A 25790-nucleotide genomic window follows, 5' to 3' on the forward strand; every position below is an offset into this window, starting at 1 on the left:
ATAAAGTCGCTACGTTAGTGAGCAGGAGGGGGCGGCGCAAGCGGGGGAAGATCTTATTTCAGGATTTGCCCAAGTCATCCTGATTGCGTTTCAGGCTTGCCTGTCGCTGGATTGTGATGGTGAAGTGCGAAAATTCAATTTATCAGTGTGAGAAAAGTCGGCATGGAGCTCAAGACAAACGCAGCACTGATCATCATCGATCAACAGAAAGGCATTCTCCATCCCAGGCTCGGTCGCCGTAATAATCCTCAAGCCGAGGAGCGCATCCTGGAACTGTTGAACCATTGGCGCCGCAGCGGGCGTCCGATCGTTCACGTGCAGCACTTGTCCCGCTCGGAAGATTCGGTGTTCTGGCCACAGCAATCCGGTGTGGAGTTTCAGGAGCGGTTTCGGCCATTGCCTGGCGAGCAACTGATTCAGAAGCAGGTGCCGGATGCGTTTTGTTCGACGGCACTGGAGGCAGGGTTGCGCGAAGCGAAGATCGGGCAGTTGGTCATCGTGGGCGTGGCGACCCACAACTCAGTGGAATCCACGGCTCGAACGGCGGGCAATCTGGGGTTTGATACGTGGGTGGTGGAGGACGCGTGTTTTACCTTCGACAAGGCCGATTACTTCGGTAATGCCCGGTCAGCCGAGGAAGTGCATGGGATGTCGCTGGGGAATTTGCATGGGGAGTATGCGACCGTGGTCAGCACTGCGCAGATTCTGAATCGAGCGTGAGTTTCATGGCCCCTTCGCGAGCAAGCCCGCCCCCAGATTAGATCCGTGTCGTACACAAAACCAATGTGGGAGCGGGCTCGCTCGCGAAAGCGATTCAACAGGCGAAGAAGTTCTTCGCCCGAAGCATCAAGCGCCGTGGCACTTCTTGAATTTCTTGCCGTTGCCGCATGGGCAAGGGTCGTTGCGGCCGACATCTTTCAGGGCATTGCGCACCGGTTCCTGGTGGGCGTGGCCGCAGTTCGGGCCGTGGACATGGCCATGGTCGTGATCATGGTGATCATGATCGTGGTTGCAGTCAGGGCCATGGACATGGGGTTGCTGGGTCATCGGGGTTGCTCCGGAATTAGATCGGCGGGGATTATTACGCCATTACGCGTCAGGTGCACGTAGTGGGCGATGAATAAACCGGTTTCCATCTCACCTTCCAGACGATAGGGAATGGCCTGCTCGGGACTTTTCAGTTGTTTGACCAGGTCTTTGACCTTGGGCCACAGGTTGGTGCGGATCGGTACCTTATAGAAACGACTGGCCTTGGGGCCGACGGTGATCCAGTGTTCATGTTCGCCTTCGGCCAGCAGAATATCGGCCAGGTGAATGCGATACTCCAGGCCGCGCACGGTCAGGTCGCTGTCTCGACGGTTGTCGATGCGAAAGTGCAGCACGAATTTCTGTTCCATGAGCTTGGCTCGCACCACTTCAACCTTGACCAGATGCACCTCGGGGTCCGGTTCATCGGTGCTGAACCAGGACGCGCAGCCGCCGAGCCCCAGGCAAAAGGTCAGGGTGAGCAGATAGTGTGTGAGTCGCCGGGTGATCATGGTGGTGTTGTCCTCCTTGATCCCCAGTCTAGTCGTTAAAAGGTCGCAGCCTTCGGCAGGCCCTGCAGGTGTACTAAAAGCTTGTGCAGGAGCTGCCGGACGCTGCGCATCACCTCAACCGCCGAAATACCCCGAACAGCACTTCTTGAACTTTTGCCCGCTGGCGCAGGGGCAGGCGTCGTTGCGCCCGATGTCGAGTTGGACGGTGGGGTCGATGAAGTACCAGCGGCCAGCGTTCTGTACGAACGACGAGCGTTCGCGATGACTGTGCTCACCGCTGCCATCGTGCCAGCGTGCGGTGAAAGTGACGAAAGCGTGCTCCGGCTGGCCACCGAGTACTTCGGAGCTTTCCACCTCAAGGCCCAGCCAGGTGCTTTGGGCGCTCCAGTCACTGATCGATTGCCGATCGAGCCCGGCCTGCTGGGCGGGCAGGGTGGTCGCCACGAGATAATCGATCAGGCCAAGCACGTAGGCGCTGTAGCGCGAACGCATCAAGGCTTCGGCGCAAGGGGCCGGATGGCCGGCATGGTAATGACCGCAGCAGGCGTCGAGCAGGGTGCCGCTGCCGCAAGGGCAAATGGATGTACTCATTGCGTTACCACCAATATTTCCCGAAATTTTCCGGATTGGCCCAGAACCGCGAGTTGAGCCAGTCGGGCACCTGTTTGTAATCAAGCAGATCATAGGTGAACAGGGTCAGTACTTGATCGTCGCGCTGGAAGCGTTCACTGGCTTGCAGGGCCAGGGAGAAAAAATCCGTTTCCTGCCAGCCGCTGGCCGGCAAGTCAGCCAGTACCGCGATACGGCTAGCGTTGAGGTTGCGGATGCCGCCCAGCAAATTCAGACCATCGCGTTTGGGCAGGTGTTCGAGGCAGTCGACCACCAGCGCCAGGTCAAACCGGCGTGCAGCCAGTTCGGCAGGCAACACCCCGGGTGCCGCGTGCGCCACACAGCTGTCCGGGTGCGCGAGCTTGAAGGCTTCAAGGGCGGGGAACTCGCTGGCGCCAATCAACAACAGGCGCGAAGGGGCGTAACGATCCAGCAAAGCGGCCAGCGCCTGTTGGGGCGTGCGCGAAGAAATACCTGCAATCATCGAAGATCCTCACTCAGATCTGCCAAGACTAGCCTGCCCGCCAGTTCGAGCCTAGAGCGGGTTTGCCGTAAAAGTGACGTTCCCCCGTGAATACGGGACAAAACAGCAATGGCCTATTGCTGGCGGAGTTTTAAACTCCGGTCTTTACTCCCTGAATCGGTTCTAAGCCGATCCTTCAGGAGAAAACTAGATGAGCATAGTTCGGACAGCGTTACCCCTGGTTCTGCTAACCAGTGTGTTGACTGGTTGTGCAGGTTTGCAGAAAACCGACTGGCCGATCTGTGCGGCGGTTGGTGGTGTGGCGGGTGCGGGCCTTGGTGCGATCGAAAGTTCGTCATGGGCTGGTTGGGGAGCATTGGTGGTCGGCGGTACCGCGGCGGCCTACTGCTGGGTTCACGGTGATGGCGACGAAGACGGCGATGGTGTGCCGGATAGCCGCGACAAGTGCCCAGGCACGCCTCGAGGCGTGAAGGTCGATGCCGATGGTTGCCCTCCACCAGTTCCAGCTCCAGTGGTTGAAGAGGTCGTCGTAGTCAAGGAAGAAACCATCGTCATCCGCGATGTTCACTTCCAGTTCGACAAAGCCACACTCACTCCGTCTGACAAACTGGTACTCGACAAGATCGCCACTCGCTTGAAAGCGGAGGCCCCTACAGCCCGGTTGACTGTTACTGGCCATACCGACAGCGTGGGCAGCGATACCTATAACCAGAAACTGTCGGATAAGCGCGCGCACTCGGTGGTTGAGTACCTCATCGAGCAAGGCGTGCCGCGCAGCAACTTCGTGTCGGTTGCCGGTGCCGGTGAAAGTCAGCCAGTTGCCGATAACAAAACCGCCGACGGCCGTGCACAGAACCGTCGCACGGAAATCAAAATCGAGCGTTAGGTCCCTCGCATCCGCGGCTTGTGCAGTCGCGGATGCGGGTCTTTACTCCTGTGTGACCGGCATTGGCCGGTGACACAGGAGCTTTCAAAATGACCAAACTCACACGGACCGTCTTGCTGGTTCTGCTGCTTGGCAGCCTGTTGACCGGTTGCGCTACTCACAGTGATGGCACCGCCCCCCTCAATCAACGTACCTGGCCGATCTGCAGCGTCATTGGCGGGCTGGTCGGCGGAGGCCTGGGCGCTATTGGAAGTAGCGGTTGGGCGGCCGGTGGAGCGGCGCTCGGTATCTTGAGCGGTGGTTTGATCTGTTATGCCCAGGACGGCGATGAAGATGACGATGGTGTTTTCGATCGACGCGATCGCTGCCCTGACACCCCGGCCAATACCCCTGTAGAACATCACGGTTGCCCGCTGCCGCAATACCCGGCCAGCGAGAAACCAGCGGAGCCGGCACAGCCTGAAGTCATCACGTTGAGCAATGACGTGTTTTTTGGCTTCAACCAATCCGACCTGACCCCCTACGCACAGAGCCAGCTCGATTCGATCATGAGCAAACTGCTGGACGCCGACGTGGTGAGTATCAAGGTGGTGGGGCATACCGATAGCGTCGGGGCCGATGCCTACAATCAGGCCCTTTCGGAACGACGTGCCAGCAGCGTTGCCCAGTATCTATTGAGCCAGGGCGTGGCGCCGGGCAAGCTCACCAGCGAAGGCCAGGGTGAAAGTCAGCCGGTGGCCGATAACGAAACAGAAGAGGGCCGTGTGAAAAACCGTCGCGTGGAGTTGCACATCAATCGCTGAGCCGCGAAATAGAGCCGTCGGATGAAAAAACACATCACTGCGACGGCCATTCGGCGGCCTTCATGAAGAATTTTCGTTTGCCCTCTGGCTTATCCCGCGTGGAAGCCGTTACTGTGCGCGCAAAGAATAATTCTCATCGGGGGCGGTATGAAGGTGCTATGGGGGCTGGGGAAGCTATTGACCCTGCTGTTCTGGTTGGTGGTGCTGGTCAATCTGCTCACGCCGTTTACCCATCCGCTGCACTTGCTGGTCAACCTGGCCGGCGGCCTGTTGGCGACTCTCCATCTGCTTGAAGCGCTGTTGTGCTATCGCAGTCTCAGGGGGCGTGCTCACCCGTGGCGCGATCGGCTGAAGATCATCATTTTCGGCGTTTTTCACCTGCAAACCCTTCCCGCTCCCACCGCACCTAAGGCTTCCCATGCGTAAACTCTGTCTGCTCGCCGCACTCATCAGCCCATTGGCCTGCGCCCAAGTGGTGAGCGTCGAAACCAACTCGCTGATGCGCCTGCCCAACACCACCAGCACCTTGCAGCTGGAACGCCTGGAAGTGGCCGACTACGGCACATTGCTGATTCCCTCCAACGTGACCGAAGTCACCGTCGGTGAACTGCGCCTTGGGCGTGATGCGCGGATCGCGATCGTGCCCAGTGAACAGGCGCTGGAGCTGAAGGTCAGCCGTGCCCAGTTGTCCGAGGGCAGCCAGATCACCGCTCGTGGTGCGCCAGGCACTTATCAGAAGGCTGCCCGTTCAGGACGCAATCTGAATCTGCAGATAAAGGCTCTGGATGCGCCGCAGTTGTTGGTGGATGCTCGCGGTGGTGCGGGTGCGCCTGGGTTCGTCGGACTCGACGGGGCCAATGGCCAGGCGCCGGGTTGTGCCTGGGGTCAGGCGGGTCGCGGTGCTGACGGCAGCGACGGCAGTGACGGTCAGCCAGGAGCGCCGGGTGCGTTGGTCAAACTGGCAGTGCCACGCGATTACCCGGCGGACCTGATCAAAGTCCAGGTGGCTGGCGGTGCCGGTGGTCTGGCCGGACCTGGTGGCAAGCCGGGTGCAGGCGGCAAGGCCAAGGGCTGCGTTATCTATAAAGCCGATGGCGGCAAGAGTGGCAAGCCTGGGGCTGACGGGCAACCGGGGCCTGCGGGAGCGGCGGGGTCGGTGACGGTGCAGCGGTTATAAGAACACCAGTAACCTTTGTGGCGAGGGATAAATCCCCTCGCCACAAAAGGGCAGGCCGGCTTTAGAGCATGGGCCGTGCCGCTGCAATCGCCACCACAATCAACCCCACAATCAGATTAATCCCCACGACCCGACGAATCCTCCCCAACACCGCCGCCCCAACCGGCCAATCCTGCGCCTCCACGGCAGCGCGCAACTCCGGCAGCATCAATGCCTGAATCCGGATGAACAGTGCCGTCATCACCACGTACAACCCCATCATCACCTGCACATAACGCGGGGCCAGTTCAAAACCGTTGAAGTGCAGATTCAGCAGGCCCACACCGCTGACGGGCAACAGCACCACCGCCACCCAGACCCAGCGAAAAAAACCTTGAAACACTTCCAGCCACAGCTTCAACCTGGCGGGACCCTCCAGCGCCTTGAACGCCGCGGGACGCAAGACCATCCAGGCGAAAAACATCCCGCCCACCCACACCAGCGCGGCGAGGACATGCAGGCTATAAAGAAGGCTAAAAGCGGTCATTCGGGTACTCCGTTCTGCGCGGGATTAATTAGCGGGGTATGATAGCGGTCGATCCGAACTACTGAAAATTTATCCAGCGTTTTTTGCGCCCGACAATCCATGATCAGCACTGAACTCAAAACCACGATCCAGGGCGCTTATTCGCGTTTTCTCGAAGCCAAGAGCCTCAAGCCGCGCTACGGCCAACGCCTGATGATCGCTGAAGTCGCCAAGGTTCTCGGTGACATCGACACCGACGACGAAGGCCGGCGCAGTGGCGAACCCGCGATTGTCGCGGTGGAAGCCGGCACCGGTACGGGCAAGACCGTGGCCTACAGTCTGGCGGCCATTCCCACCGCCAAGGCCGCCGGCAAACGCCTGGTGATCGCCACGGCCACCGTCGCCTTGCAAGAACAGATCGTCTACAAGGATCTGCCCGACCTGATGCGCAACAGCGGTCTGAACTTCAGTTTCGCCCTGGCCAAGGGGCGCGGGCGCTACATGTGCCTGTCCAAGCTCGACATGCTGCTTCAGGAAGGTCACGCGCAAACTGCCACGGCGCAGCTGTTCGAAGAGGAAGGCTTCAAGATCGAGGTGGATGAGGCCAGCCAGAAGCTGTTCACCAGCATGATCGAGAAGCTGGCCGGTAATAAATGGGACGGTGACCGCGACAGTTGGTCCACCGCCCTGGAAGATGCCGACTGGGCGCGCCTGACCACCGATCACAGCCAGTGCACCAACCGCCATTGCCCTAACTTCGGCCAGTGCGCCTTCTACAAGGCCCGCGAAGGGATGGGCAAGGTCGACGTCATCGTCACCAACCACGACATGGTGCTGGCCGACCTGGCGTTGGGTGGCGGTGCGGTGCTGCCGGACCCGCGCGACACCCTCTATGTGTTCGACGAAGGCCATCACCTGCCGGACAAGGCCATCGGCCACTTCGCCCATTACACGCGCCTGCGCTCCACCGCCGACTGGCTGGAAACCACCGCCAAGAACCTCACCAAACTGTTGGCCCAGCACCCGCTGCCGGGGGACTTGGGCAAGCTGATCGAGCAGGTGCCGGAGCTGGCGCGTGAGATCAAGACTCAGCAGCAGTTCATGTTCACCGCTTGCGAGCAGATCGCTGATTTCAAGCCCGGCGAAGACGTCGAGGGGCGCGAGCGGCCGCGTCATCGATTCGTCGGCGGGGTGATCCCCGAGCACATGCGCGAGATGGGCATCGAACTGAAGAAAGGCTTTGCCCGCCTGACCGACCTGTTCACCCGCCTCACCGATTTGCTCAAGGAAGGCATGGACGGCGAAGTCAATATCGGCATCGCCAGCAATCAGGCCGAGGAGTGGTATCCGCTGTTCGGCAGCCTGCTGTCCCGTTCTTCGGGCAACTGGGAGTTGTGGACCGCGTTCACCGTCGAAGACCCGGAAGACAACCCGCCCATGGCGCGCTGGCTGACCCTGGCGGAAAGCGGTTCGCTGTTCGATATCGAGGTCAATGCAAGTCCCATCCTGGCGGCGGAAATGCTTCGGCGCAATTTGTGGAACGTGGCCTACGGCGCATTGGTGACCTCCGCGACATTGACCGCACTCGGCACCTTCGACCGCTTCCGCATGCGCGCCGGCCTGCCGAAAAAAGCCGTGACCGCCGTGGTGCCGAGCCCGTTCCATCACGCCGACGCCGGTGTGTTGCGGGTGCCGAACCTCAATGCCGATCCCCGGGATGCGGCCGCGCATACCGCGGCGATCATCCGTGATCTGCCGGAACTGGTCGAAGGCTCACGAGGCACGCTGGTGCTGTTCTCTTCGCGTAAACAGATGCAGGACGTGTTCGACGGTCTCGATCGCGACTGGCGCAAGCAGGTGTTCATCCAGGGCAACCTGTCGAAACAGGAAACCCTGAACAAGCACAAGGCGCGGGTCGATGGCGGGGATTCGAGCGTACTGTTCGGCCTGGCGAGTTTCGCCGAAGGGGTCGACTTGCCCGGTGCGTATTGCGAACACGTGGTAATCGCCAAGATTCCGTTCTCGGTGCCCGATGATCCGGTCGAAGCGGCGCTGGCCGAGTGGATCGAGGCGCGCGGTGGCAATCCGTTCATGGAAATCTCCGTGCCGGACGCCTCGCTGAAGCTGGTCCAGGCCTGCGGGCGCTTGCTGCGAACCGAAGAAGATCGCGGCACCATCACCTTGCTCGACCGACGCCTGGTCACCCAGCGCTACGGCAAGGCGATCCTCAATGCGCTGCCTCCTTTCCGTCGTGAAATTTCCTGATACGCCGGTGGGCAATTCTGCCCGCCGCGTTGTCTATCTCTCTGTCATTGCTTTTCCACTGGCCCATCGAGGTCGTTAGGGAGAATTTCGTTCTCATGATTCGCCGTTCGCTGCCTGCCGTTTTCGCCTTGATCTTCGCTGGCCCATTGTTGGCGGCGCCTGCCGGTCAGCAGACCCTGTTCAACTTTGTTCGCCCCGCTGATGTGGTGCGCGTCTCGACCGAGAACGCCGACCTGCCGCAGGCCAACGCCGAGCAAACCGCCGAAGGCGAAGTGTTGCGTCGGGTGACATTCAACCCGGTCGCCCGGCCGACCTTGCGCCTGGCCCCGCAGGCCGGCGCCTGGGACTGGTCGCAATCCGGGATGATGAGCCTGCGCATCCAGAGCGCGATGAACTGGCCGATCACCCTCTATGTGCAAATCCAGAGCAACGACGGCAAGACACTGGTCAGCCGCATCGACTTGCCGGCAGGTCCGGCGCAGACATTGTTGGTGCCGCTGGTGCCGACTTCGCCGCTGAGCCAGGGCATGAAGGCCGGGCCACCGATGCCGACGACCGTTGATGGGCAGCGTGTATTGCTGGCCAGCAGCAGCGGTGAACTCAATCGCAGCCAGGTGGTGTCGGTCAGCCTGTCGCTGGATCAACCGAAAGCGGCTCAAAGCATTTTGCTTGAACGTTTCGGCGTACAGGATGGCGACGCGGTCACCAAAGCCGTTTACGGAGGGCTGGTGGACACCTACGGCCAATCGACCCGGGCCAAATGGCCGGAAAAAGTCAGCAGCGATGAGCAACTTAAAAACGTCGCCGCCAAGGAACAGCAACAGCTGAAAACCTGGTTGGCCGAGCGCAATAAGGCATCGCTGGACAAGTTCGGAGGTTGGACTCAGGGCCCGGCATTCAAGGGCAGCGGTTTTTTTCGCAGCGAAAAGCGCGATGGCCGCTGGTATCTGGTCACTCCGCTGGGGTATCCGTTCTATTCGCTGGGCGTCAACACCGTCGCAGCGGACGTCAACCAGACCTACATCGCCGGCCGCGAAGGGATGTTCGAATCCCTGCCCAAGGCGGATGAGCCGCTGGCCAATCATTTCGGTGAGGGCGATAACCGTGGTGGCAACGGTGTCGATCAGGGCCGAGGCTTCAATTTCGGGCGCTGGTACGACTTCTACGGTGCCAATTTGCAGCGTCTGTACGGCGATCCCTGTGCGCTGGGCAGCAACACCAAGGCCGGCGTAGCTGAGGCGGCCAAGGCTGACGCGGTAGAGGCAACGGCGCGCAAGGCTGCCGAGCCGGCGGTTGTTGCATCGAACGAATCCGGAGTCGCCGAAGCCGCCAAGGCTGATGCCGTCGAAGCGACGGCGGCGAAAGCGGCCGAACCTGCGCCGGCCGAACCGTGCAAAGTAGCTCTCGACGAAAAACGCTGGGCCGGCCACACCCTTGATCGCCTGCAAGCCTGGGGCTTCAACACCATTGGCAACTGGAGCGCACCATCGCTAGCTGACGCGGAACGCGTGCCATACACTCTGCCGCTGTCGATCGTCGGCGATTACGCGAGCATCAGTACTGGCAACGACTGGTGGGGCGGCATGCCTGACCCGTTCGACCCGCGATTCGCCATGGCCACCGAACGCGCCGTGGCCATCGCCGCCCGCGACCATCGCGACGATCCCTGGCTGATCGGGTATTTCGCCGACAATGAACTGGCCTGGGCCGGTCCTGGCGACGATCCGAAAGCCCGTTACGCGCTGGCCTACGGCACGTTGAAAATGACCACCGACGTACCGGCCAAACGCGCGTTCCTCAAGCAACTGCGCGACAAGTACCGTAACCAGGCGGGGCTTTCCAAAGCCTGGGGTATCGATCTGCCGGCCTGGGAGTTGATGGAAGACCCCGGTTTTGTGCCACCCCTGCCGAGTGCCGAACACCCGGAAATCGAGGCCGACTTCAAATACTTCCAAAAGGTCTTCGCCGACACTTACTTCAAGACCATTTCCGACTCGCTCAAATGGCACGCACCGAACCAGATGCTGCTTGGTGGCCGCTTTGCCATCAGCACCCCGGAGGCCGTTGAATCCTGCGCGCAGTATTGCGATGTGTTGAGCTTCAACATGTACACCCTGCAGCCCCAGGACGGTTACGACTTCGCCAAACTGCGCAGCCTCGACAAGCCGGTGCTGATCACCGAGTTCAACTTCGGCTCGACCGATCGCGGTCCGTTCTGGGGTGGCGTGACGCAATTGCCGAAGGAAGAAGACCGTGGCCCTGCTTATGCGAACTTCCTCAAACAGGCGCTGAGTGAGCCGTCGATTGTCGGTGTGCACTGGTTCCAGTATCTCGACCAACCCGTGACCGGGCGCCTGCTGGATGGCGAAAACGGGCATTTCGGTCTGGTGGGCATTACCGATCTGCCATTCCAGGGCTTTGTCGACAGTGTGCGCAAAAGTAACTTTGCGGCCATCGATCAGTTGGGCAAAGAGGCGCACAAGGCCAGCGCCGACGCGGATAAATCCCGTCATGACGCCGAAGGCGGACGCAAGGCCGAAGCTGGCAAAGGTCCGGGGAAGGGCGCCGGGCATGCGGGTGGGCATTCAGGTAGTGGTCATTAATACCTGAGACCGCCTTATCGTTCTTCGCGAGCAGGCTCGCTCCCACAAGAGATCTATGGTGCGACGTAGACCCAATGTGGAAGCGAGCCTGCTCGCGAAGGCATCTGAACACACGACGAGCATTTTCGATCAGTTCTGAGGGCGAATGACCGCCCGGCCCGCCCCTGTTCCCAAAACCCTCCAGGGCTGGAACAATGCGGGCCACTTTGTAAAGCGTTTACCGGGGAGTTGCGGGTGCAGATTCAGGGTCATTACGAGCTTAAGTTCGAGGCGGTGCGTGAGGCGTTTGCGGCGTTGTTCGACGATCCTCAGGAACGTGGCGCGGCGTTGTGCATCCGCATCGGCGGCGAAACCGTTCTCGACCTGTGGTCCGGCACCGCCGACAAGGACGGCGCCGAGGCCTGGCACAGCGATACCATCGCCAACCTGTTCTCCTGCACCAAAACCTTCACCGCCGTCACCGCCCTGCAACTGGTGGCCGAAGGCAAGCTGCAACTGGATGCACCGGTTGCCCGTTACTGGCCCGAGTTTGCCGCGGCCGGTAAAGAGTCCGTGACCCTGCGCCAATTGCTGTGCCATCAGGCCGGTCTACCGGCGTTGCGCGAGTTACTGGCTCCCGAAGCGCTTTACGATTGGCAAACCATGGTCGGAGCCCTGGCTGCCGAAGCGCCCTGGTGGACACCGGGCGAGGGGCACGGCTATGCGGCAATCACCTATGGCTGGCTGATCGGCGAATTACTGCGGCGTGCCGACGGGCGCGGGCCGGGTGAATCCATCGTGGCCCGGGTGGCCAAACCGCTGGGGCTGGACTTCCACGTCGGCCTGGCGGATGAAGAGTTTCATCGTGTGGCGCACATCGCCCGTGGCAAGGGCAACGCCGGCGATGCCGCGGCCCAGCGACTGCTGCAAGTGACCATGCGCGAACCGGCCGCTATGACCACCCGGGCCTTCACCAACCCGCCGTCGGTGTTGACCAGCACCAACAAGGCGGAATGGCGGCGCATGCAGCAACCGGCGGCCAATGGCCACGGCAATGCCCGCAGTCTGGCCGGTTTTTATGCAGGCTTGCTCGATGGCAGCCTGCTGGAAGGCGAAATGCTCGACGAGTTGACCCGAGAACACAGCCTCGGCGAGGACAAGACTCTGCTGACCCGTACCCGTTTCGGCCTGGGCTGCATGCTTGATCAACCCGATGTGCCCAATGCCACCTTCGGCCTTGGCCGGCGAGCGTTCGGGCATCCGGGTGCTGGCGGTTCAATCGGTTTTGCTGATCCGGAGCACGATGTGGCTTTCGGTTTTGTGACAAATACACTGGGGCCGTACGTCTTGATGGATCCGCGCGCACAAAAGCTTGTGCGGGTACTGGCCACTTGTCTGTAAATCCCGCTTGAAGGTCCCAGGTCCGGAACCGGAAAGCCTTTTTAGTTTCAAATCATTTGTTTATTCAGGCCGAATCGGCCTGATCATTTTTTGACTTCATTTTTGTGGATATCCAATGTCAACCAAACCAACCCTCGCCTTGGCACTGTGCTTCGCTATTACCGGTTGCGCACAGAATCCGAAAAGTGATGCGGACGGCGGCAGCTGGTGGCCGTTCGGTTCTTCCGACAAGGTCGCGACCAAAGAACCGGCTCCCGCACCTTTGAAGCCTGCGGCGAGCGCTCCGGTGGCCAAGGTAGAAAGCAGCAGCCCTTGGTACTGGCCGTTCGGCTCCGATGACAAAACCGACAAACTCGCCGACAGGGCAGCAGCCAAGCCGCCAGTGAAGCCTGAAGCCAAACCGGTTGAAGTGGCCAAGGCGGATGCCGAGGCGGGCGGCAAGTGGTGGTGGCCGTTCGGCGGCAAAGAACAAAGTACGGCCAAGGCCGTGCCGATGCCGGATCCGAAAGTCACCCAGGCCTGGCTCGACGACTATGAACCACGTCTGCGCACAGCGATCAAGGACAGCAACCTGCAACTGGAACGCCGTGAAAACGTGCTGGTGGTGACGGCACCGGTCGAAGGGTCGTTCAACCCGGACCGCCCGGCCATGCTGTTGCCAGTCACCTTGGGTCCGTTCACCCGCGTGGCGAAAATTCTTGAAGCCGACCCTAAAACTGCCGTTCTGGTGCTCGGCCACAGCGATACGTCGGGTGCCGCACCGGCCAACGTCAAGCTGAGCCAGGAGCGCGCCCAGTCGGTCGCAGCGATTTTCCGTCTCAGCGGCCTGCAGCGCGACCGTCTGATGCTGCGCGGCATGGGCAGTGAAGCCCCGCGTGCCGCCAACGACAGCGTTGAAGGGCGTGCCCTGAACCGCCGCGTGGAGCTGTTGGTGACCCCGCAAAACACCATGGTCGCCCTGCTCAGCAAGTACAACATGCCAGCCCCGGCACCTGTGCGCATGGTGGCTGCCCAGGACATCAAGCCGGTTGCCAAGCCTGTGACTCCAGCGCCCGCCGATGCGAAGAAAGCGGCTGCACCCGTGGCGAAAAAAGCGCCAGCCAAGAAAGCCGCCAAGGCCCCGGCAAAAAAGACACCGGCTAAAACCGCGACCCCGGCGAAAAAGACTGCACCCGCCAAAGCCGCAGCTGATACGAAAAAAGTCGCCGACGCCGATACCATAAAGAAGTGATTTGTTAACCAAAAGGAATGCGCCATGACCAAGGCCCTGGCTGATATGCGCCGCGATTACACCCGTGATGGTCTGACCGAGGCGCAAGCCCCGGCCGAGCCGTTCGCGCTGTTCCACCAATGGTTCGCCGACGCAGTGAAAACCGAGCAGGCACCGGTGGAAGCCAACGCCATGACCTTGGCCACAGTCGATCAGGACGGTCGGCCGCATTGCCGCATCCTGTTGCTCAAGGGCCTGGATGCCCAGGGCTTCACCTTCTTTACCAACTATGACAGCGCCAAGGGCCAGCAACTGGCCGCGAATCCGTTCGCGGCGATGACCTTTTTCTGGCCGACCCTGGAGCGCCAGGTGCGCATCGAAGGGCGAGTGGTGAAGGTCACGCCTGAAGAGTCTGATGCTTACTATCAGGTTCGCCCGCTGGGCAGTCGCCTTGGTGCCTGGGCTTCACCGCAAAGCCGGGTGATTGCCGGTCGCGCCGAGCTGGAAGCGCTGCTCAAGGACACCGAACAACGTTTCAGCGACAGCCAGCCTCACTGCCCCGAACACTGGGGCGGTTATCGTTTGCTGCCGGAGCGCATCGAGTTCTGGCAAGGCCGTTCGAGCCGCCTGCACGATCGCCTCAATTATCGCTCCCAAGGTGCTGACTGGATTCTTGAACGTCTGGCTCCCTGAGGCGTCTACCGGTCGGGATAGCCTGCCGCAGCGGCTTCCAGCCATTGCGGCAGGTCTCGACGCTTGATCTTTTGCGCTTGAGCGTTCGCCAGTTGCTCGAGCATGAACGCTTTTTTGCGTTCGTCACCTCCAGCCAGCGCTAACGCCAGGTCGCGGTCCATCCAGCGTCTGATCCGCACGTAAAGCCACCAGTGGAAATACAGACCGGCGGCGGTGGTGACGACAATGATAAAGTAATCCATGAAAACCCTGTGCCCGCAGCGCAAATTGCGAAATTTGCCGCTACCGTGTGATGAATTCGTTTAAGTGCCTGTACAAGGCCTGAATCGAAACAATTTTATCCGGACGATGCCGTGACAGGTGTCAATCTGCAGAGTTTAATGGTTACCTGTCCTTTGGAGTTGATGCTATGCGTAAGTCTGTTTTGCTGGTTGCTTCCTTTTCCACGATGGCGATGTTGCTCACTGGCTGCCAATCGAGCCTGACCGGTGACTCCTACTCCCGTGACGAAGCGCGTCGCGTGCAGACGGTTCGCATGGGCACCATCGAAGCGTTGCGCCCGGTAAAAATCGAAGGCACCAAAACCCCGATCGGCGGCCTGGCGGGCGCGGCGGTTGGTGGTGTCGGTGGTAGCGCCATCGGTGGCGGTAAAGGCAGCATCGTGGCTGCAGTCATCGGTGCAGTGGCCGGCGGCCTGGTGGGCTCGGCGGCCGAAGAAGGCCTGACCCGTACTCAAGGTGTCGAAATCACCGTACGCGAAGACGACGGCAGCATGCGCGCCTACGTGCAGCAGGTCCAGGAAAACGAAGTGTTCCGTGTTGGCGAGCGTGTGCGTATTGCCACAGTTGACGGTACAAGCCGCGTTACGCACTAAGCGGGAATACAGGTAAAAGAAAACCCCGACCGGGTGACTGGTCGGGGTTTTTTTGTGTGTGGCGAGGGATGGCGGAGTCTTTGGCTAAACCTGTTGTAGCGCGCTCTTGCGACTCGCCGCCGCCGTCACCGCATAACCGATCAATGCCGCCAGGATCGAGCCGGTCAGAATTCCCATCCGATCCATCCCGGCGTATTCGCTGGCGCCCGGTACGAAGGCCAGGGAGCCGACGAACAGACTCATGGTGAAACCGATACCGCAGAGGATCGCCACGCCCAGCACCTGGCCCCAGTTGGCGCCCTGGGGCAGGGCGGCGATGCCGGATTTCACCGCCAGCCAGGTCAGGCCGAACACGCCGAGGGTTTTGCCCAGCAGCAGGCCGACCGCAATGCCCATTGGAACGTGATGGGTGAAGCTTTCGACGGTCACGCCACTCAGGGACAGGCCGGCGTTGGCGAAGGCGAACAGCGGCAGGATGCCGTAGGCCACCCAAGGATGCAGGGCATGCTCCAGGGTCAACAGTGGCGAGGGTTCGGCGTTTTTTGTGCGTAGCGGAATGCAGAAAGCCAGGGTCACACCAGCCAGTGTGGCGTGCACACCGCTCTTGAGTACGCAAACCCAGAGGATCAGGCCGATGATCATGTACGGTCCGAGCTTGACCACACCGAACCGGTTCATACCGATCAGCGCCGCGATGCAGGCCGCAGCCAGCGCCAGGGACAGGGTCGACAGCGCACCGGAATAGAAGATCGCAATGATGATGATTGCGCCCAGGTCGTCGATGATCGCCAGGGTCATCAGGAACAGCTTCAACGATACCGGAACCCGTTTGCCCAACAGCGCCAGCACGCCAAGGGCGAAAGCGATGTCGGTGGCGGTCGGGATCGCCCACCCGCTCAGGGCCGGCGGGTTGTCACGGTTGAGGAACCAGTAGATCAGCGCCGGCACCACCATGCCACCGATGGCGGCCGCGCCGGGCAGGACGATTTGCGACGGCTTGGACAGTTGCCCGTCGAGGACTTCGCGTTTCACTTCCAGGCCGATCAGCAGGAAGAACAGGGCCATCAAGCCGTCGTTGATCCACAGCAGCAGCGGCTTGGCGATCTTCAGCGCACCGACCTGGGCCACCACGGGCGTGTCCAGCAAACCGTTGTACAGCCACGACAGCGAGGAATTGTTGATGATCAAAGCCAGAATGGCTGCGGCGATCAACAGAAGACCGCTGGCAGCTTCCAGCTGAAAGAAACGCGTGAAAGTGCTACGCAGAGGCAAAGTCGCTCTCCATTAATCGATTCAAAAGGTCGAACACCCTAACCCGTGCCCTTAGAAGTTAAAACAAAAGTTATATTCTTTTTTGTTATATGTCGTTACAAGCGGTCTTTCTACAACGCAGCTGAGCCTAGCAGTTGCCAAGCGTATTGAACCTCAGCTGTACCTGTGCGGGATGTAGGATTTTTCCTAAGCTTGGTGATTGAGCCAGACTCCTGCCCGAGCCAACGAGTAAAACAACATGAGCGACAACCGACAGTGGGCCCGCGAAGCCATTCGGATCATCGAAGCCGACTTCCAGCGCAGCGCCGACACCCACCTGATTCCTTTGCCGCTGCCGGGTTTTCCGGGCATCGAATTGTATTTCAAGGACGAATCCAGCCATCCCACCGGCAGTCTCAAACACCGCCTGGCCCGTTCCCTGTTTCTGTATGCATTGTGCAACGGCTGGCTCAAGCCCGGCGCGCCGGTGATTGAAGCTTCGAGTGGCTCGACGGCGATTTCCGAGGCGTATTTCGCCCGTTTGTTGGGGGTGCCGTTCATTGCAGTGGTGCCAGCCAGCACGTCCAAAGAGAAGATTGCGCAGATTGCTTTCTACGGTGGCCAGACTCATCTGGTCGCCGATCCGACGCAGATTTATGCGGAGTCCGAGCGCCTGGCGCGGGAACACGATGGGCATTTCATCGACCAGTTCACCTATGCCGAGCGCGCCACTGACTGGCGGGCAAACAACAACATTGCCGAATCGATCTTCCAGCAGATGCGCTTCGAAAAGCATCCGGAGCCGAGCTGGTTGATTTCCAGCCCCGGCACCGGCGGCACCACGGCCACCCTGGGGCGGTACGTACGCTATCGCCAGCATTGCACGCGCGTGCTGTGTGCCGATGCCGAGCGTTCGGTGTTCTTCGATTACTACCTGACCGGCGATGCCAGCCTGCGCCTGGCTCAGGGTTCGCGAATCGAAGGCATTGGTCGGCCACGGGTGGAAGCGTCGTTCCTGCCCAAGGTGATCGACGCGATGGTCAAGGTGCCGGACGCGCTGTCACTGGCGGCCATGCATTACCTGGCCGAGCGGCTGGGCAGACATGTCGGCGGATCGAGCGGGACCAATCTGATCGGCGCACTGATGGCGGCGCAGCAAATGGCGGCGGCGGGGGAGACGGGGTCGATCGTGGCGATTTTGTGCGACAGCGGCGAACGCTATGCCACGACTTACTATGACCAGAAATGGCTCAAGGCCGAGGGGTATGAGTTGAGCGGGTTGATGGCAGTGGTAGCGGCGAGCGTCGAACAGGGTGTGGCGCTGCCGGCGAGCGTGTTGCGCGCCAATATCTGACACACTGAAGAACAAATGTGGGAGCGGGCTTGCTCGCGAATACGGTTTCAGTTTCAACAGAGATGTTGGCTGATCTGCCGCATTCGCGAGCAAGCCCGCTCCCACAGGGGATTTGTATCAGGCCTCGATGCCGAGAATGTCTCGGGCAACAGCCTCGGCAATCCGAATCCCGTCTACACCCGCCGACAGAATCCCCCCGGCATAACCCGCGCCTTCACCGGCCGGGAACAAGCCCTTCACGTTCAGGCTCTGCATCGACTCGTTGCGGGTGATCCGCAGTGGCGACGAGGTGCGGGTCTCGATTCCGGTCAAGACCGCGTCGTGCAACGAGTAACCGCGAATCTGCTTCTCGAATGCCGGCAAGGCTTCGCGAATGGCTTCGATGGCGAAGGCTGGCAGGGCCAGCGCCAAGTCGCCCAGGGCAACGCCAGGTTTGTAGGACGGTTCAACGCTGCCCAATTCGGTGGATGGCTTTCCTGCGATGAAGTCGCCAACCAGTTGCGCCGGTGCTTCGTAGTTGCTGCCGCCCAGCACGTAGGCGTGGGACTCCAGGCGTTCCTGCAGCTCGATACCGGCCAGCGGACCGCCCGGATAGTCGACTTCCGGGGTAATCCCAACGACGATCCCGGAGTTGGCGTTGCGTTCGTTACGCGAGTATTGGCTCATGCCGTTGGTGACCACGCGGTTCGGCTCGGAGGTCGCCGCCACCACGGTGCCGCCCGGGCACATGCAGAAGCTGTAGACCGAGCGGCCGTTCTTGGCGTGGTGCACCAGTTTGTAGTCGGCGGCGCCCAGTTTCGGGTGACCGGCGTACTTGCCCAGGCGTGCGCGGTCGATCAGCGACTGCGGGTGCTCGATACGGAAACCGACCGAGAACGGCTTGGCCTCCATGTACACGCCGCGGCCGTGAAGCATGCGGAACGTGTCCCGGGCGCTGTGGCCGAGGGCCAGGATCACGTGTTTCGAATGGATTTGCTCGCCGCCGTGGAGTTCGACACCGACCAGTTGCCCGTCATCGATCAGCACGTCGGTGACCCGCTGCTGGAAGCGCACTTCGCCGCCAAGGGCGCGGATCTCTTCACGCATGTTTTCCACGACACCGGTCAGACGGAACGTACCAATGTGCGGTTTGCTGACGTAGAGGATTTCTTCCGGCGCACCGGCTTTGACGAACTCGTGCAGGACTTTGCGGCCAAGGAATTTCGGGTCCTTGATCTGGCTGTAGAGCTTGCCGTCGGAGAACGTCCCCGCACCGCCTTCGCCGAACTGCACGTTGGATTCGGGGTTGAGTACGCTTTTGCGCCACAGGCCCCAGGTGTCCTTGGTGCGCTGGCGCACATCGGGGCCGCGCTCGAGGATGATCGGCTTGAAGCCCATCTGCGCCAGCAGCAGCCCGGCGAAAATGCCGCAGGGTCCGAAGCCGACGACGATCGGACGCGCGCTCAGGTCGGTCGGCGCCTGGCCAACCATTTTGTAACTGACATCCGGTGCCACGTTGACGTTACGGTCATCGGCGAACTTGTGCAGCACCGAGGCCTCATCGCGAACATTGAGGTCGATGGTGTAGATGAAGCACAGTTCGGAGGATTTTTTGCGCGCATCATAGCTGCGCTTGAACAAGGTGAAATCGAGCAGATCATCGCTGGCGATGCCCAGGCGTTGCACGATGGCAGGGCGCAGGTCTTCATCGGGATGGTCGATCGGCAGCTTGAGTTCAGTGATTCGTAACATGACGGGATCCGGGTTCGCGGGGCGCACAACTGCGCCAGGGCGTTTGAAGGCGGCGATTATAAGCCGCAAAGACCGGGTCCCGTGAGGCTTAAACGATCAGTCGTCGCGTGATCCGCCGAAATACCCGCAACCGCGTTGCACCTGGCCGTCGATCCGCAGCTCGGCACTCATGTGCAGGACGCTGCCGCTGCTGCTGTCGACGCAGCGTTGCGGCGCGACCCACAGTTCGATGTGTTGATTATTGGCTTCGGTACTGAGATTGAAGCGACCATCGCCCAGTTGCTCTTCGACGTAGGGGACGGCCAAGGGTGGTTGGGCGACGCGGTCGATGATCATGCCTTTACCGCTGACTCTCACACTCCACTCGGGCTCATGGCCAGTCGCGCGCAGGATCAGCTTTTTGAAGTCGGGATCGTCACAGGCGTGACCTGTCTGCTCGATGCGATACAGCTGTTCAATGTCGAGTTGACCGTCGCCGGAACCGGAAACGATCCGCCCGCGCACATCGGCAAACAACTTGCCCTGGGCATCGGCCAGACTCGCGGCCTGTTGCAGGACGCTGGTGCCGCCCGTGTCGTTGACGGCATAACGACGTTGCTCGCCGCAGGGCTGGAACAACAGTTTGCCGTCGGCGGCGCTCAACTGGCCTTGCATGCGGGTCTGGCCCACATGGGAGGCACTTTCACGCGAGCCGTCGAGCAACTGGCAAGCGGCGAATAACGGAAGCAGGGAAACGAGGACTAGGGAACGGGCAACACGCATCTTGGGGTCTCCTGACAAGTGACGCCACGTTACGCAGCCTGATCCTCCATCACAACCCTGGCGATGGGTATCAATCGCCCTGTAAGCGAGCTTGCTCGCGAAAAACATGAAGGCGCCGCGTTCATTCAGATAGCCCTCGCCATCGTTAACGCCCATCGCGAGCAAGCTCGCTCCTACAGGGAGCGTGTTTTGTTAGCCCACGTGAAAGGTCTGACCCGTCTGCAAGCCTTCGACACTTTTGGCATAGGCCAATGCCACATCCGCCGCAGGAACGGGTTTGAAACCGCGGAAGTACGGTGCGTATTTGCCCATGGCTTCCACGAGTACGTTCGGGCTGATCGAGTTCACCCGCAGGCCGCGTGGCAGTTCGATTGCCGCGGCACGTACGAAGCTGTCCAGCGCGCCGTTGACCAGCGCTGCCGAGGCGCCACTGCGGATCGGGTCGTGGCTGAGTACACCCGTGGTGAAGGTGAACGACGCGCCGTCATTGGCAAACTCGCGGCCGATCAGCAACAGATTGACCTGGCCCATCAGCTTGTCTTTCAGGCCCAGGGCAAAACTCTCTTCGGTCATCTCAGCCAAGGGGGCGAAGGTCACGTTGCCGGCGGCGCTGATCAGCGCATCGAACTTGCCGGTTTGCTCGAACAGTTTGCGAATCGAGGCGCTGTCGCTGATGTCCACCTGAAAGTCGCCGCTTTTGCGGTTGATGCGCACGATTTCGTGGCGTTGGGACAGTTCCTTGTCGATGGCCGAACCAATGGTGCCGCTCGCGCCGATCAAAAGAATTTTCATGTTGCCGTTCCTCCGCTGGATTGAATGTGGGTTCAGTTTAGAGTGGTTTTTTCTGCTGATAACCGCGCTAATAGGCAACCTTTGGTTTTCAAATGGAAACAATCCATGAGTGAAATGGATGATCTGGCGGCGTTCGCCGTGTTGGTCGAAGCGGGCAGTTTTACCTTGGCCGCCCAGCAACTCGGTTGCAGCAAGGGACAGCTGTCCAAGCGTATCAGCCAACTGGAAACGCAATTTTCCGTGGTGTTGTTGCAACGCACCACACGACGCCTGAGTCTGACGGCAGCCGGTGCGGCGTTGTTGCCACAAGCCCAGGCGCTCGTAATACAAGTGGAGAGGGCGCGTCAGGCCTTGGCACGATTGAAGGACGATATCGCCGGTCCGGTCCGTATGACAGTTCCGGTGTCGCTGGGAGAAACCTTCTTCGATGGCTTGCTGCTGGAGTTCTCGGCCAAATACCCCGAGGTGCAGATCGAACTGGAGCTCAACAACAGTTACCGCGAACTGGTGCGCGACGGCTTCGATCTGGCGATCCGCTCTGACGTGGCCATTGACCAGCGACTGGTGGCGCGTCCGCTGCTGGCCTGGCACGAAATGACCTGTGCGAGCCCGGCCTATCTGGAGCAATACGGTGAACCGCAGACCCCTCGTGCTTTAGCCGAACACCGATGCCTGCTCAACAGTCATTACAGCGGTCGTGAGGAATGGCTGTATCACCAGCAACACGAACTGCTGCGGGTGCGGGTCTCCGGGCCGTTCGCCAGCAACCATTACAATCTGCTGAAGAAAGCTGCCCTGGCCGGCGCCGGTATTGCCCGTTTACCGTCTTACCTGCTGCCGGCGGAATTGGCTGACGGACGTTTGCGCTGGCTGTTGCGTGACTATCAGACTCGAAGCATGCCGATGTACCTGGTGCATCCGTATCAGGGCGGTTTGCCGAAACGCACGCAGGTGCTGGCGGATTATTTGATGGAGTGGTTCAGGCGCAGTGGGGAAGCGCTGGATCGGCTGTAAAACCGCAAGCGCACATCCTGTGGGTGCGAGCCTGCTGGCGAATGGGGGCGTGTCAGATACATCAAAGTTGAATGTCCCACCGCTTTCGCGAGCAGGCTCGCTCCCACAGGGGAGCAACTTCGCTATTGAGATTGGCGTAAAAAAAAACGGCCCGCGAAGGCCGTCTTTTTGTTTACCGAAAAGGCTCAGCCACCGAGGTACGCGTCACGCACTTTCGGATCGGTCAGCAGCGCTTCACCGGTCCCTGTCATCACCACCCGGCCGTTTTCCAGCACATAGGCACGGTCAGCGATTTTCAGCGCCTGATTGGCGTTCTGCTCGACCAGGAACACCGTCACACCGTCCTTGCGCAGCTGTTCGATGATGTCGAAGATCTGCTGGATGATGATCGGAGCCAGGCCCAGCGACGGTTCGTCGAGCAGCAACAGCTTGGGCTTGCTCATCAGCGCACGGCCGATGGCGAGCATCTGCTGTTCGCCGCCGGACATGGTGCCGCCGCGCTGGTTGAAGCGCTCTTTCAGACGAGGGAAAAGTCCGAGGACCTTGTCCATTTGTTCCTGATAGTCGCCCTTGGCCGTGAAGAAACCGCCCATGGACAGGTTCTCTTCCACGGTCAGGCGGGAAAACACCCGACGACCTTCCGGAACCACGGCGATGCTCTTGCGCATGATCTGCGAGGAGTCCTGGCCGACCAGTTCTTCACCCATGTAGCGGATGCTGCCGCTGTGGGCCCGAGGCGAACCGCACAGGGTCATCAGCAGCGTGGACTTGCCGGCACCGTTGGCGCCGATCAGGGTCACGATTTCGCCCTGACGGACTTCGACGTTGACGCTGTGCAGGGCCTGGATCTTGCCGTAGAAGGTGGAAACGTTTTCGAACTGCAGCATTTACGCTTCCCCCAGGTAGGCTTTGATCACTTCAGGATTGTCGCGGATCTCATCCGGCGTACCGTTGGCCAGAGGCGTGCCCTGGTTGATCACGACGATGTGGTCGGAAATGCTCATGACCAGTTTCATGTCGTGTTCGATCAGCAGCACGGTGACATTGTGCTCTTCACGTAACACGCTGATCAGCGCCTTCAGATCTTCGGTTTCCTTCGGGTTCAGGCCGGCGGCCGGTTCGTCGAGCATCAGGATCCGTGGACGGGTCATCATGCAGCGGGCGATTTCCAGGCGACGCTGCTGACCGTAGGCCAGGGTGCCGGCCGGACGGTTGGCGAACTCACGCAGGTTGACCTTGTCCAGCCAGTATTCGGCATATTCCATGGCCTCGCGCTCGCTTCTGCGGAACGACGGGGTCTTGAACAGGCCGGACAGGAAGTTGGTGTTCAGGTGACGATGCTGAGCGATCAAGAGGTTCTCGACCGCAGTCATGTCCTTGAACAGCCGCACGTTCTGGAAGGTACGCACCACGCCTTTGAGAGCGATCTTGTGGCCCGGCAGGCCTTCGATCTGCTCGCCGTCCAGCAGGATGCTGCCGCCACTCGGCTTGTAGAAGCCGGTCAGGCAGTTGAACACGGTGGTCTTGCCGGCGCCGTTGGGGCCGATCAGTGCAACCACTTGTTTCTCTTTCACGCTCAAGGCAACGCCGTTGACCGCCAGCAAGCCGCCAAAGCGCATGCTCAGGTTTTCTACTTTAAGGATCTCGCGGCTCATTTGCGCAGCTCCATGTGAGGACGTTGCATGGGCAGCAGACCCTGAGGGCGCCAGATCATCATCAGTACCATCAAGGCACCGAACATCAACATGCGGTACTCACTGAACTCACGCATCATTTCCGGCAACAGGATCATCACCACGGCGGCCAGGATCACACCCAGCTGCGAGCCCATGCCACCCAATACCACGATGGCGAGGATGATCGCCGACTCGATGAAGGTGAAGGACTCCGGCGTGATCAGGCCTTGACGGGCAGCGAAAAAGCTACCGGCGAAACCGGCGAAACTGGCGCCCAGGGTAAAGGCCGACAGTTTGATCACGGTCGGGTTGAGACCCAGTGCACGGCAGGCGATCTCGTCTTCGCGCAATGCTTCCCAGGCGCGGCCCAGCGGCATGCGCAGCAGGCGGTTGATGACGAACAACGCAGCCAGTGCCAGGAGCAGCGCCACCAGGTAAAGGAAGATCACCTTGTTGATCGAGTTGTATGCCAGGCCGAAGTACTCGTGGAACGTCTGCATGCCTTCGGCGGCTTTACGTTCGAAGGTCAGGCCGAAGAACGTCGGTTTCTCGATGTTGCTGATACCGTTCGGACCGCCCGTGAGGCCGGTCAGGTTACGCAGGAACAGACGGATGATTTCACCGAAGCCCAGGGTCACGATCGCCAAGTAGTCGCCGCGCAGACGCAGCACCGGGAAACCGAGCAGGAAGCCGAAGGTGGCCGCCATCAGGCCGGCAATCGGCAGGCAGATCCAGAAGCTCAGGCCGTAGTAGTGCGACAGCAGCGCATAGCTGTAGGCGCCGACGGCATAGAAGCCGACGTAACCGAGGTCGAGCAGGCCGGCCAGGCCGACCACGATGTTCAGGCCCAGGCCGAGCATCACGTAGATCAGCACCAGCGTTGCGATGTCCACCGCGCCGCGAGAGCCGAAGAACGGCCAGATCAGCGCACCGGCGATCAACGCAATGATGAACCAGCGTTGGGTGCTCGGCAGGGTCAGGAAGTTGGTGGCCTTGGCCGGGATCAGCGGCATGCCTGGCGAGGAGCGCCACGCCGAGCTGATCTGCTGGTCGAACAAGACACGCAGGAACATCAGCACCGAGCACACGGCGATGGTGATCAGCGTCGCGGTGCTGGTGCCGTGGACTTCGAGGTGGATACCGACGATGGTCAGCTTCAGACCCAGTACCGGGTAGGCCACGGCCCACACCAGCAAGGCGCTGAAAAACGCCTGTTTTAGATTCCTAGTCATACTTTCTCAACCTCCGGACGGCCCAGCAGGCCGGTTGGCCGGAACAACAACACCAAAACCAAGAGACCGAAGGCTACGACGTCCTTGTACTGGTCGCCGAAGATATCGGCACCGAAAGCTTCTGCCACACCCAGTACCAGCCCGCCGAGCATGGCGCCCGGAATGCTGCCGATACCGCCCAGTACCGCGGCGGTGAAGGCCTTGAGGCCGACCAGGAAACCGGCGTTCGGGTTGATCACGCCGTATTGCATGCTCAGCAGCACGGCCGCGATGGCCGCCAGCGCGGCACCGATGACGAAGGTCAGGGCGATGATGTTGTTGGTGTTGATACCCAGCAGGTTGGCCATCTTGATGTCTTCGGCGCAGGCGCGGCAGGCGCGGCCCAGGCGAGAGCGGGAGATGAACAGCGTCAGGCCGAGCATGGCGATCAGGGTCACCACGAACACCACGATTTGCATGTAGGAAATCAGCACTTCATGTGCGCCACCTGGCCCGAAGGCAAAGTTGCCCGGAATCAGGTTGGGAATGGATTTGTCCTTGGAGTCTTGCGCCAGCAGAACCGTGTTCTGCAGGAAGATCGACATGCCGATGGCGGAGATCAGCGGGATCAGACGGTTGCTGCCGCGCAAGGGGCGGTAGGCGATCCGTTCGATGCTGTAGCCGTAGGCACTGGTGACAACGATGGTCGCCAGGAAAGCGGCGGTCATCAACAGCGGAACACTGTCGAGTCCCATCATGGCCAGCCCGGCGATGGCGATGAACGCCACGTAGGAGCCGATCATGTACACCTCGCCGTGGGCGAAGTTGATCATTCCAATGATGCCGTAAACCATCGTATAGCCGATGGCGATCAGGGCATACGTGCTGCCAATGGTCAAACCATTAACCAGCTGTTGGAAGAAGTGATAGATGTCAGGCATTACAGCGCTCCTAAAAACCTGATACGCATTT

At 60.5% G+C, this 25790-nt stretch carries 27 protein-coding genes; 13 read left to right on the forward strand and 14 right to left on the reverse strand.

Annotated features, from left to right (window positions below; translation table 11 throughout):
* Positions 1-162: 162 nt before the first annotated feature.
* The gene (locus AC07ZE_RS07205) at positions 163-720 is read left to right on the forward strand and encodes a cysteine hydrolase family protein (protein WP_207262793.1); all 558 of its coding nucleotides are present in this window, start codon (positions 163-165) and stop codon (positions 718-720) included.
* A gap of 126 nt (positions 721-846) precedes the next feature.
* Here the strand turns inward: AC07ZE_RS07205 and AC07ZE_RS07210 are convergent, their stop codons facing one another.
* From AC07ZE_RS07210 to AC07ZE_RS07225, 4 genes are all read right to left on the reverse strand, one after another.
* Complete coding sequence (locus AC07ZE_RS07210; protein WP_034146774.1) at positions 847-1047, reverse strand: SEC-C metal-binding domain-containing protein; 201 nt, start codon at positions 1045-1047, stop codon at positions 847-849.
* On the reverse strand, positions 1044-1538 hold the full coding sequence (locus tag AC07ZE_RS07215) for an LEA/WHy family protein (protein WP_207262795.1): 495 nt from the start codon (positions 1536-1538) through the stop codon (positions 1044-1046). Before AC07ZE_RS07215 ends, AC07ZE_RS07210 begins: the two co-directional genes overlap by 4 nt.
* Before the next feature lie 114 nt (positions 1539-1652).
* Positions 1653-2129: a YchJ family protein gene (locus AC07ZE_RS07220; protein ID WP_207262797.1), complete on the reverse strand. Its 477-nt coding sequence runs from the start codon at positions 2127-2129 to the stop codon at positions 1653-1655.
* A gap of 4 nt (positions 2130-2133) precedes the next feature.
* Positions 2134-2631 carry a DUF6231 family protein gene (locus AC07ZE_RS07225; RefSeq protein WP_207262799.1) on the reverse strand — a complete coding sequence of 166 codons (498 nt, stop codon included), beginning with the start codon at positions 2629-2631 and terminating at the stop codon, positions 2134-2136.
* 190 nt (positions 2632-2821) lie between these two features.
* On the opposite strand from AC07ZE_RS07225, the gene AC07ZE_RS07230 reads away from it, so the two are divergent.
* From AC07ZE_RS07230 to AC07ZE_RS07245, 4 genes are all read left to right on the forward strand, one after another.
* Positions 2822-3517 carry a PA1041 family peptidoglycan-binding anchor lipoprotein gene (locus tag AC07ZE_RS07230; protein ID WP_095195372.1) on the forward strand — a complete coding sequence of 232 codons (696 nt, stop codon included), beginning with the start codon at positions 2822-2824 and terminating at the stop codon, positions 3515-3517.
* Between the two features lie 89 nt (positions 3518-3606).
* Positions 3607-4320: a PA1041 family peptidoglycan-binding anchor lipoprotein gene (locus AC07ZE_RS07235; RefSeq protein WP_207262801.1), complete on the forward strand. Its 714-nt coding sequence runs from the start codon at positions 3607-3609 to the stop codon at positions 4318-4320.
* Positions 4321-4467: 147 nt separating this feature from the next.
* Positions 4468-4746, forward strand: coding sequence for a DUF1145 domain-containing protein (locus tag AC07ZE_RS07240; protein WP_207262803.1), 279 nt, complete (start codon positions 4468-4470; stop codon positions 4744-4746).
* A complete protein-coding gene (locus AC07ZE_RS07245; protein ID WP_207262804.1) occupies positions 4739-5497 on the forward strand; it encodes a collagen-like protein in 759 nt (252 codons plus the stop codon). The genes AC07ZE_RS07240 and AC07ZE_RS07245 overlap by 8 nt, the downstream gene beginning before the upstream one ends.
* A 61-nt stretch (positions 5498-5558) precedes the next feature.
* On the opposite strand, the gene AC07ZE_RS07250 is transcribed toward AC07ZE_RS07245, so the two are convergent.
* A complete protein-coding gene (locus AC07ZE_RS07250; protein ID WP_207262806.1) occupies positions 5559-6023 on the reverse strand; it encodes a CopD family protein in 465 nt (154 codons plus the stop codon).
* A gap of 99 nt (positions 6024-6122) precedes the next feature.
* On the opposite strand from AC07ZE_RS07250, the gene dinG reads away from it, so the two are divergent.
* From dinG to pdxH, 5 genes are all read left to right on the forward strand, one after another.
* The gene (gene dinG, locus AC07ZE_RS07255; RefSeq protein ID WP_207262809.1) at positions 6123-8267 is read left to right on the forward strand and encodes an ATP-dependent DNA helicase DinG; all 2145 of its coding nucleotides are present in this window, start codon (positions 6123-6125) and stop codon (positions 8265-8267) included.
* 95 nt (positions 8268-8362) lie between these two features.
* The gene (locus AC07ZE_RS07260; protein ID WP_207262811.1) at positions 8363-10870 is read left to right on the forward strand and encodes a beta-galactosidase; all 2508 of its coding nucleotides are present in this window, start codon (positions 8363-8365) and stop codon (positions 10868-10870) included.
* 234 nt (positions 10871-11104) lie between these two features.
* Positions 11105-12250 carry a serine hydrolase domain-containing protein gene (locus AC07ZE_RS07265; RefSeq protein ID WP_207262813.1) on the forward strand — a complete coding sequence of 382 codons (1146 nt, stop codon included), beginning with the start codon at positions 11105-11107 and terminating at the stop codon, positions 12248-12250.
* A gap of 115 nt (positions 12251-12365) precedes the next feature.
* Positions 12366-13481 (forward strand): OmpA family protein, encoded by a 1116-nt coding sequence (locus tag AC07ZE_RS07270; protein WP_207262815.1) that lies wholly within the window; start codon positions 12366-12368, stop codon positions 13479-13481.
* A gap of 24 nt (positions 13482-13505) precedes the next feature.
* Positions 13506-14153 (forward strand): pyridoxamine 5'-phosphate oxidase, encoded by a 648-nt coding sequence (gene pdxH, locus AC07ZE_RS07275; protein ID WP_095195381.1) that lies wholly within the window; start codon positions 13506-13508, stop codon positions 14151-14153.
* 5 nt (positions 14154-14158) lie between these two features.
* Here the strand turns inward: pdxH and AC07ZE_RS07280 are convergent, their stop codons facing one another.
* A complete protein-coding gene (locus AC07ZE_RS07280) occupies positions 14159-14395 on the reverse strand; it encodes a hypothetical protein (RefSeq protein WP_207262817.1) in 237 nt (78 codons plus the stop codon).
* Positions 14396-14562: 167 nt separating this feature from the next.
* Between AC07ZE_RS07280 and AC07ZE_RS07285 the strand changes: the two genes are divergently transcribed.
* Entirely contained in the window at positions 14563-15027 is a 465-nt protein-coding gene (locus tag AC07ZE_RS07285) for an outer membrane lipoprotein (protein WP_095195383.1), read from the forward strand.
* An 84-nt stretch (positions 15028-15111) separates the two neighbouring features.
* Here AC07ZE_RS07285 and nhaA read toward each other — a convergent pair whose 3' ends face one another.
* Positions 15112-16299, reverse strand: coding sequence for a Na+/H+ antiporter NhaA (gene nhaA / locus AC07ZE_RS07290; protein WP_207262819.1), 1188 nt, complete (start codon positions 16297-16299; stop codon positions 15112-15114).
* Positions 16300-16537: 238 nt separating this feature from the next.
* Between nhaA and AC07ZE_RS07295 the strand changes: the two genes are divergently transcribed.
* Entirely contained in the window at positions 16538-17632 is a 1095-nt protein-coding gene (locus AC07ZE_RS07295) for a PLP-dependent cysteine synthase family protein (RefSeq protein WP_207262821.1), read from the forward strand.
* A 117-nt stretch (positions 17633-17749) separates the two neighbouring features.
* Here AC07ZE_RS07295 and AC07ZE_RS07300 read toward each other — a convergent pair whose 3' ends face one another.
* The 3 genes from AC07ZE_RS07300 to AC07ZE_RS07310 form a co-directional block, all read right to left on the reverse strand.
* Entirely contained in the window at positions 17750-19363 is a 1614-nt protein-coding gene (locus AC07ZE_RS07300) for an NAD(P)/FAD-dependent oxidoreductase (RefSeq protein ID WP_207262823.1), read from the reverse strand.
* Positions 19364-19459: 96 nt separating this feature from the next.
* On the reverse strand, positions 19460-20125 hold the full coding sequence (locus tag AC07ZE_RS07305) for a COG3650 family protein (protein WP_207262825.1): 666 nt from the start codon (positions 20123-20125) through the stop codon (positions 19460-19462).
* Between the two features lie 192 nt (positions 20126-20317).
* Positions 20318-20917 (reverse strand): short chain dehydrogenase, encoded by a 600-nt coding sequence (locus tag AC07ZE_RS07310; RefSeq protein ID WP_207262827.1) that lies wholly within the window; start codon positions 20915-20917, stop codon positions 20318-20320.
* Positions 20918-21022: 105 nt separating this feature from the next.
* Between AC07ZE_RS07310 and AC07ZE_RS07315 the strand changes: the two genes are divergently transcribed.
* Positions 21023-21931, forward strand: coding sequence for a LysR family transcriptional regulator (locus AC07ZE_RS07315; protein WP_207262829.1), 909 nt, complete (start codon positions 21023-21025; stop codon positions 21929-21931).
* 185 nt (positions 21932-22116) lie between these two features.
* Here AC07ZE_RS07315 and AC07ZE_RS07320 read toward each other — a convergent pair whose 3' ends face one another.
* From AC07ZE_RS07320 to livH, 4 genes are read right to left on the reverse strand one after another with little or no spacing between them, the layout of a single operon-like run.
* A complete protein-coding gene (locus tag AC07ZE_RS07320) occupies positions 22117-22818 on the reverse strand; it encodes an ABC transporter ATP-binding protein (protein WP_057716104.1) in 702 nt (233 codons plus the stop codon).
* Positions 22819-23586 (reverse strand): high-affinity branched-chain amino acid ABC transporter ATP-binding protein LivG, encoded by a 768-nt coding sequence (gene livG, locus AC07ZE_RS07325; protein ID WP_095195390.1) that lies wholly within the window; start codon positions 23584-23586, stop codon positions 22819-22821. It abuts the gene before it with no gap.
* Positions 23583-24839: a high-affinity branched-chain amino acid ABC transporter permease LivM gene (locus AC07ZE_RS07330; RefSeq protein ID WP_095195391.1), complete on the reverse strand. Its 1257-nt coding sequence runs from the start codon at positions 24837-24839 to the stop codon at positions 23583-23585. Before AC07ZE_RS07330 ends, livG begins: the two co-directional genes overlap by 4 nt.
* The gene (gene livH, locus AC07ZE_RS07335; protein WP_095195392.1) at positions 24836-25759 is read right to left on the reverse strand and encodes a high-affinity branched-chain amino acid ABC transporter permease LivH; all 924 of its coding nucleotides are present in this window, start codon (positions 25757-25759) and stop codon (positions 24836-24838) included. Before livH ends, AC07ZE_RS07330 begins: the two co-directional genes overlap by 4 nt.
* Positions 25760-25790: the final 31 nt, after the last annotated feature.

The sequence above is a fragment of the Pseudomonas sp. GW101-3H06 genome (genome assembly GCF_059424605.1).

Excerpts from the sequence above, each read along its gene's own strand:
- AC07ZE_RS07205 (WP_207262793.1), top strand. The coding sequence starts at position 163 with ATGGAGCTCAAGACAAACGCAGCACTGATCATCATCGATCAACAGAAA.
- AC07ZE_RS07210 (WP_034146774.1), bottom strand. The coding sequence starts at position 1,047 with ATGACCCAGCAACCCCATGTCCATGGCCCTGACTGCAACCACGATCAT.
- AC07ZE_RS07215 (WP_207262795.1), bottom strand. The coding sequence starts at position 1,538 with ATGATCACCCGGCGACTCACACACTATCTGCTCACCCTGACCTTTTGC.
- AC07ZE_RS07220 (WP_207262797.1), bottom strand. The coding sequence starts at position 2,129 with ATGAGTACATCCATTTGCCCTTGCGGCAGCGGCACCCTGCTCGACGCC.
- AC07ZE_RS07225 (WP_207262799.1), bottom strand. The coding sequence starts at position 2,631 with ATGATTGCAGGTATTTCTTCGCGCACGCCCCAACAGGCGCTGGCCGCT.
- AC07ZE_RS07230 (WP_095195372.1), top strand. The coding sequence starts at position 2,822 with ATGAGCATAGTTCGGACAGCGTTACCCCTGGTTCTGCTAACCAGTGTG.
- AC07ZE_RS07235 (WP_207262801.1), top strand. The coding sequence starts at position 3,607 with ATGACCAAACTCACACGGACCGTCTTGCTGGTTCTGCTGCTTGGCAGC.
- AC07ZE_RS07240 (WP_207262803.1), top strand. The coding sequence starts at position 4,468 with ATGAAGGTGCTATGGGGGCTGGGGAAGCTATTGACCCTGCTGTTCTGG.
- AC07ZE_RS07245 (WP_207262804.1), top strand. The coding sequence starts at position 4,739 with ATGCGTAAACTCTGTCTGCTCGCCGCACTCATCAGCCCATTGGCCTGC.
- AC07ZE_RS07250 (WP_207262806.1), bottom strand. The coding sequence starts at position 6,023 with ATGACCGCTTTTAGCCTTCTTTATAGCCTGCATGTCCTCGCCGCGCTG.
- dinG (WP_207262809.1), top strand. The coding sequence starts at position 6,123 with ATGATCAGCACTGAACTCAAAACCACGATCCAGGGCGCTTATTCGCGT.
- AC07ZE_RS07260 (WP_207262811.1), top strand. The coding sequence starts at position 8,363 with ATGATTCGCCGTTCGCTGCCTGCCGTTTTCGCCTTGATCTTCGCTGGC.
- AC07ZE_RS07270 (WP_207262815.1), top strand. The coding sequence starts at position 12,366 with ATGTCAACCAAACCAACCCTCGCCTTGGCACTGTGCTTCGCTATTACC.
- pdxH (WP_095195381.1), top strand. The coding sequence starts at position 13,506 with ATGACCAAGGCCCTGGCTGATATGCGCCGCGATTACACCCGTGATGGT.
- AC07ZE_RS07280 (WP_207262817.1), bottom strand. The coding sequence starts at position 14,395 with ATGGATTACTTTATCATTGTCGTCACCACCGCCGCCGGTCTGTATTTC.
- AC07ZE_RS07285 (WP_095195383.1), top strand. The coding sequence starts at position 14,563 with ATGCGTAAGTCTGTTTTGCTGGTTGCTTCCTTTTCCACGATGGCGATG.
- AC07ZE_RS07295 (WP_207262821.1), top strand. The coding sequence starts at position 16,538 with ATGAGCGACAACCGACAGTGGGCCCGCGAAGCCATTCGGATCATCGAA.
- AC07ZE_RS07300 (WP_207262823.1), bottom strand. The coding sequence starts at position 19,363 with ATGTTACGAATCACTGAACTCAAGCTGCCGATCGACCATCCCGATGAA.
- AC07ZE_RS07305 (WP_207262825.1), bottom strand. The coding sequence starts at position 20,125 with ATGCGTGTTGCCCGTTCCCTAGTCCTCGTTTCCCTGCTTCCGTTATTC.
- AC07ZE_RS07310 (WP_207262827.1), bottom strand. The coding sequence starts at position 20,917 with ATGAAAATTCTTTTGATCGGCGCGAGCGGCACCATTGGTTCGGCCATC.
- AC07ZE_RS07315 (WP_207262829.1), top strand. The coding sequence starts at position 21,023 with ATGAGTGAAATGGATGATCTGGCGGCGTTCGCCGTGTTGGTCGAAGCG.
- AC07ZE_RS07320 (WP_057716104.1), bottom strand. The coding sequence starts at position 22,818 with ATGCTGCAGTTCGAAAACGTTTCCACCTTCTACGGCAAGATCCAGGCC.
- livG (WP_095195390.1), bottom strand. The coding sequence starts at position 23,586 with ATGAGCCGCGAGATCCTTAAAGTAGAAAACCTGAGCATGCGCTTTGGC.
- AC07ZE_RS07330 (WP_095195391.1), bottom strand. The coding sequence starts at position 24,839 with ATGACTAGGAATCTAAAACAGGCGTTTTTCAGCGCCTTGCTGGTGTGG.
- livH (WP_095195392.1), bottom strand. The coding sequence starts at position 25,759 with ATGCCTGACATCTATCACTTCTTCCAACAGCTGGTTAATGGTTTGACC.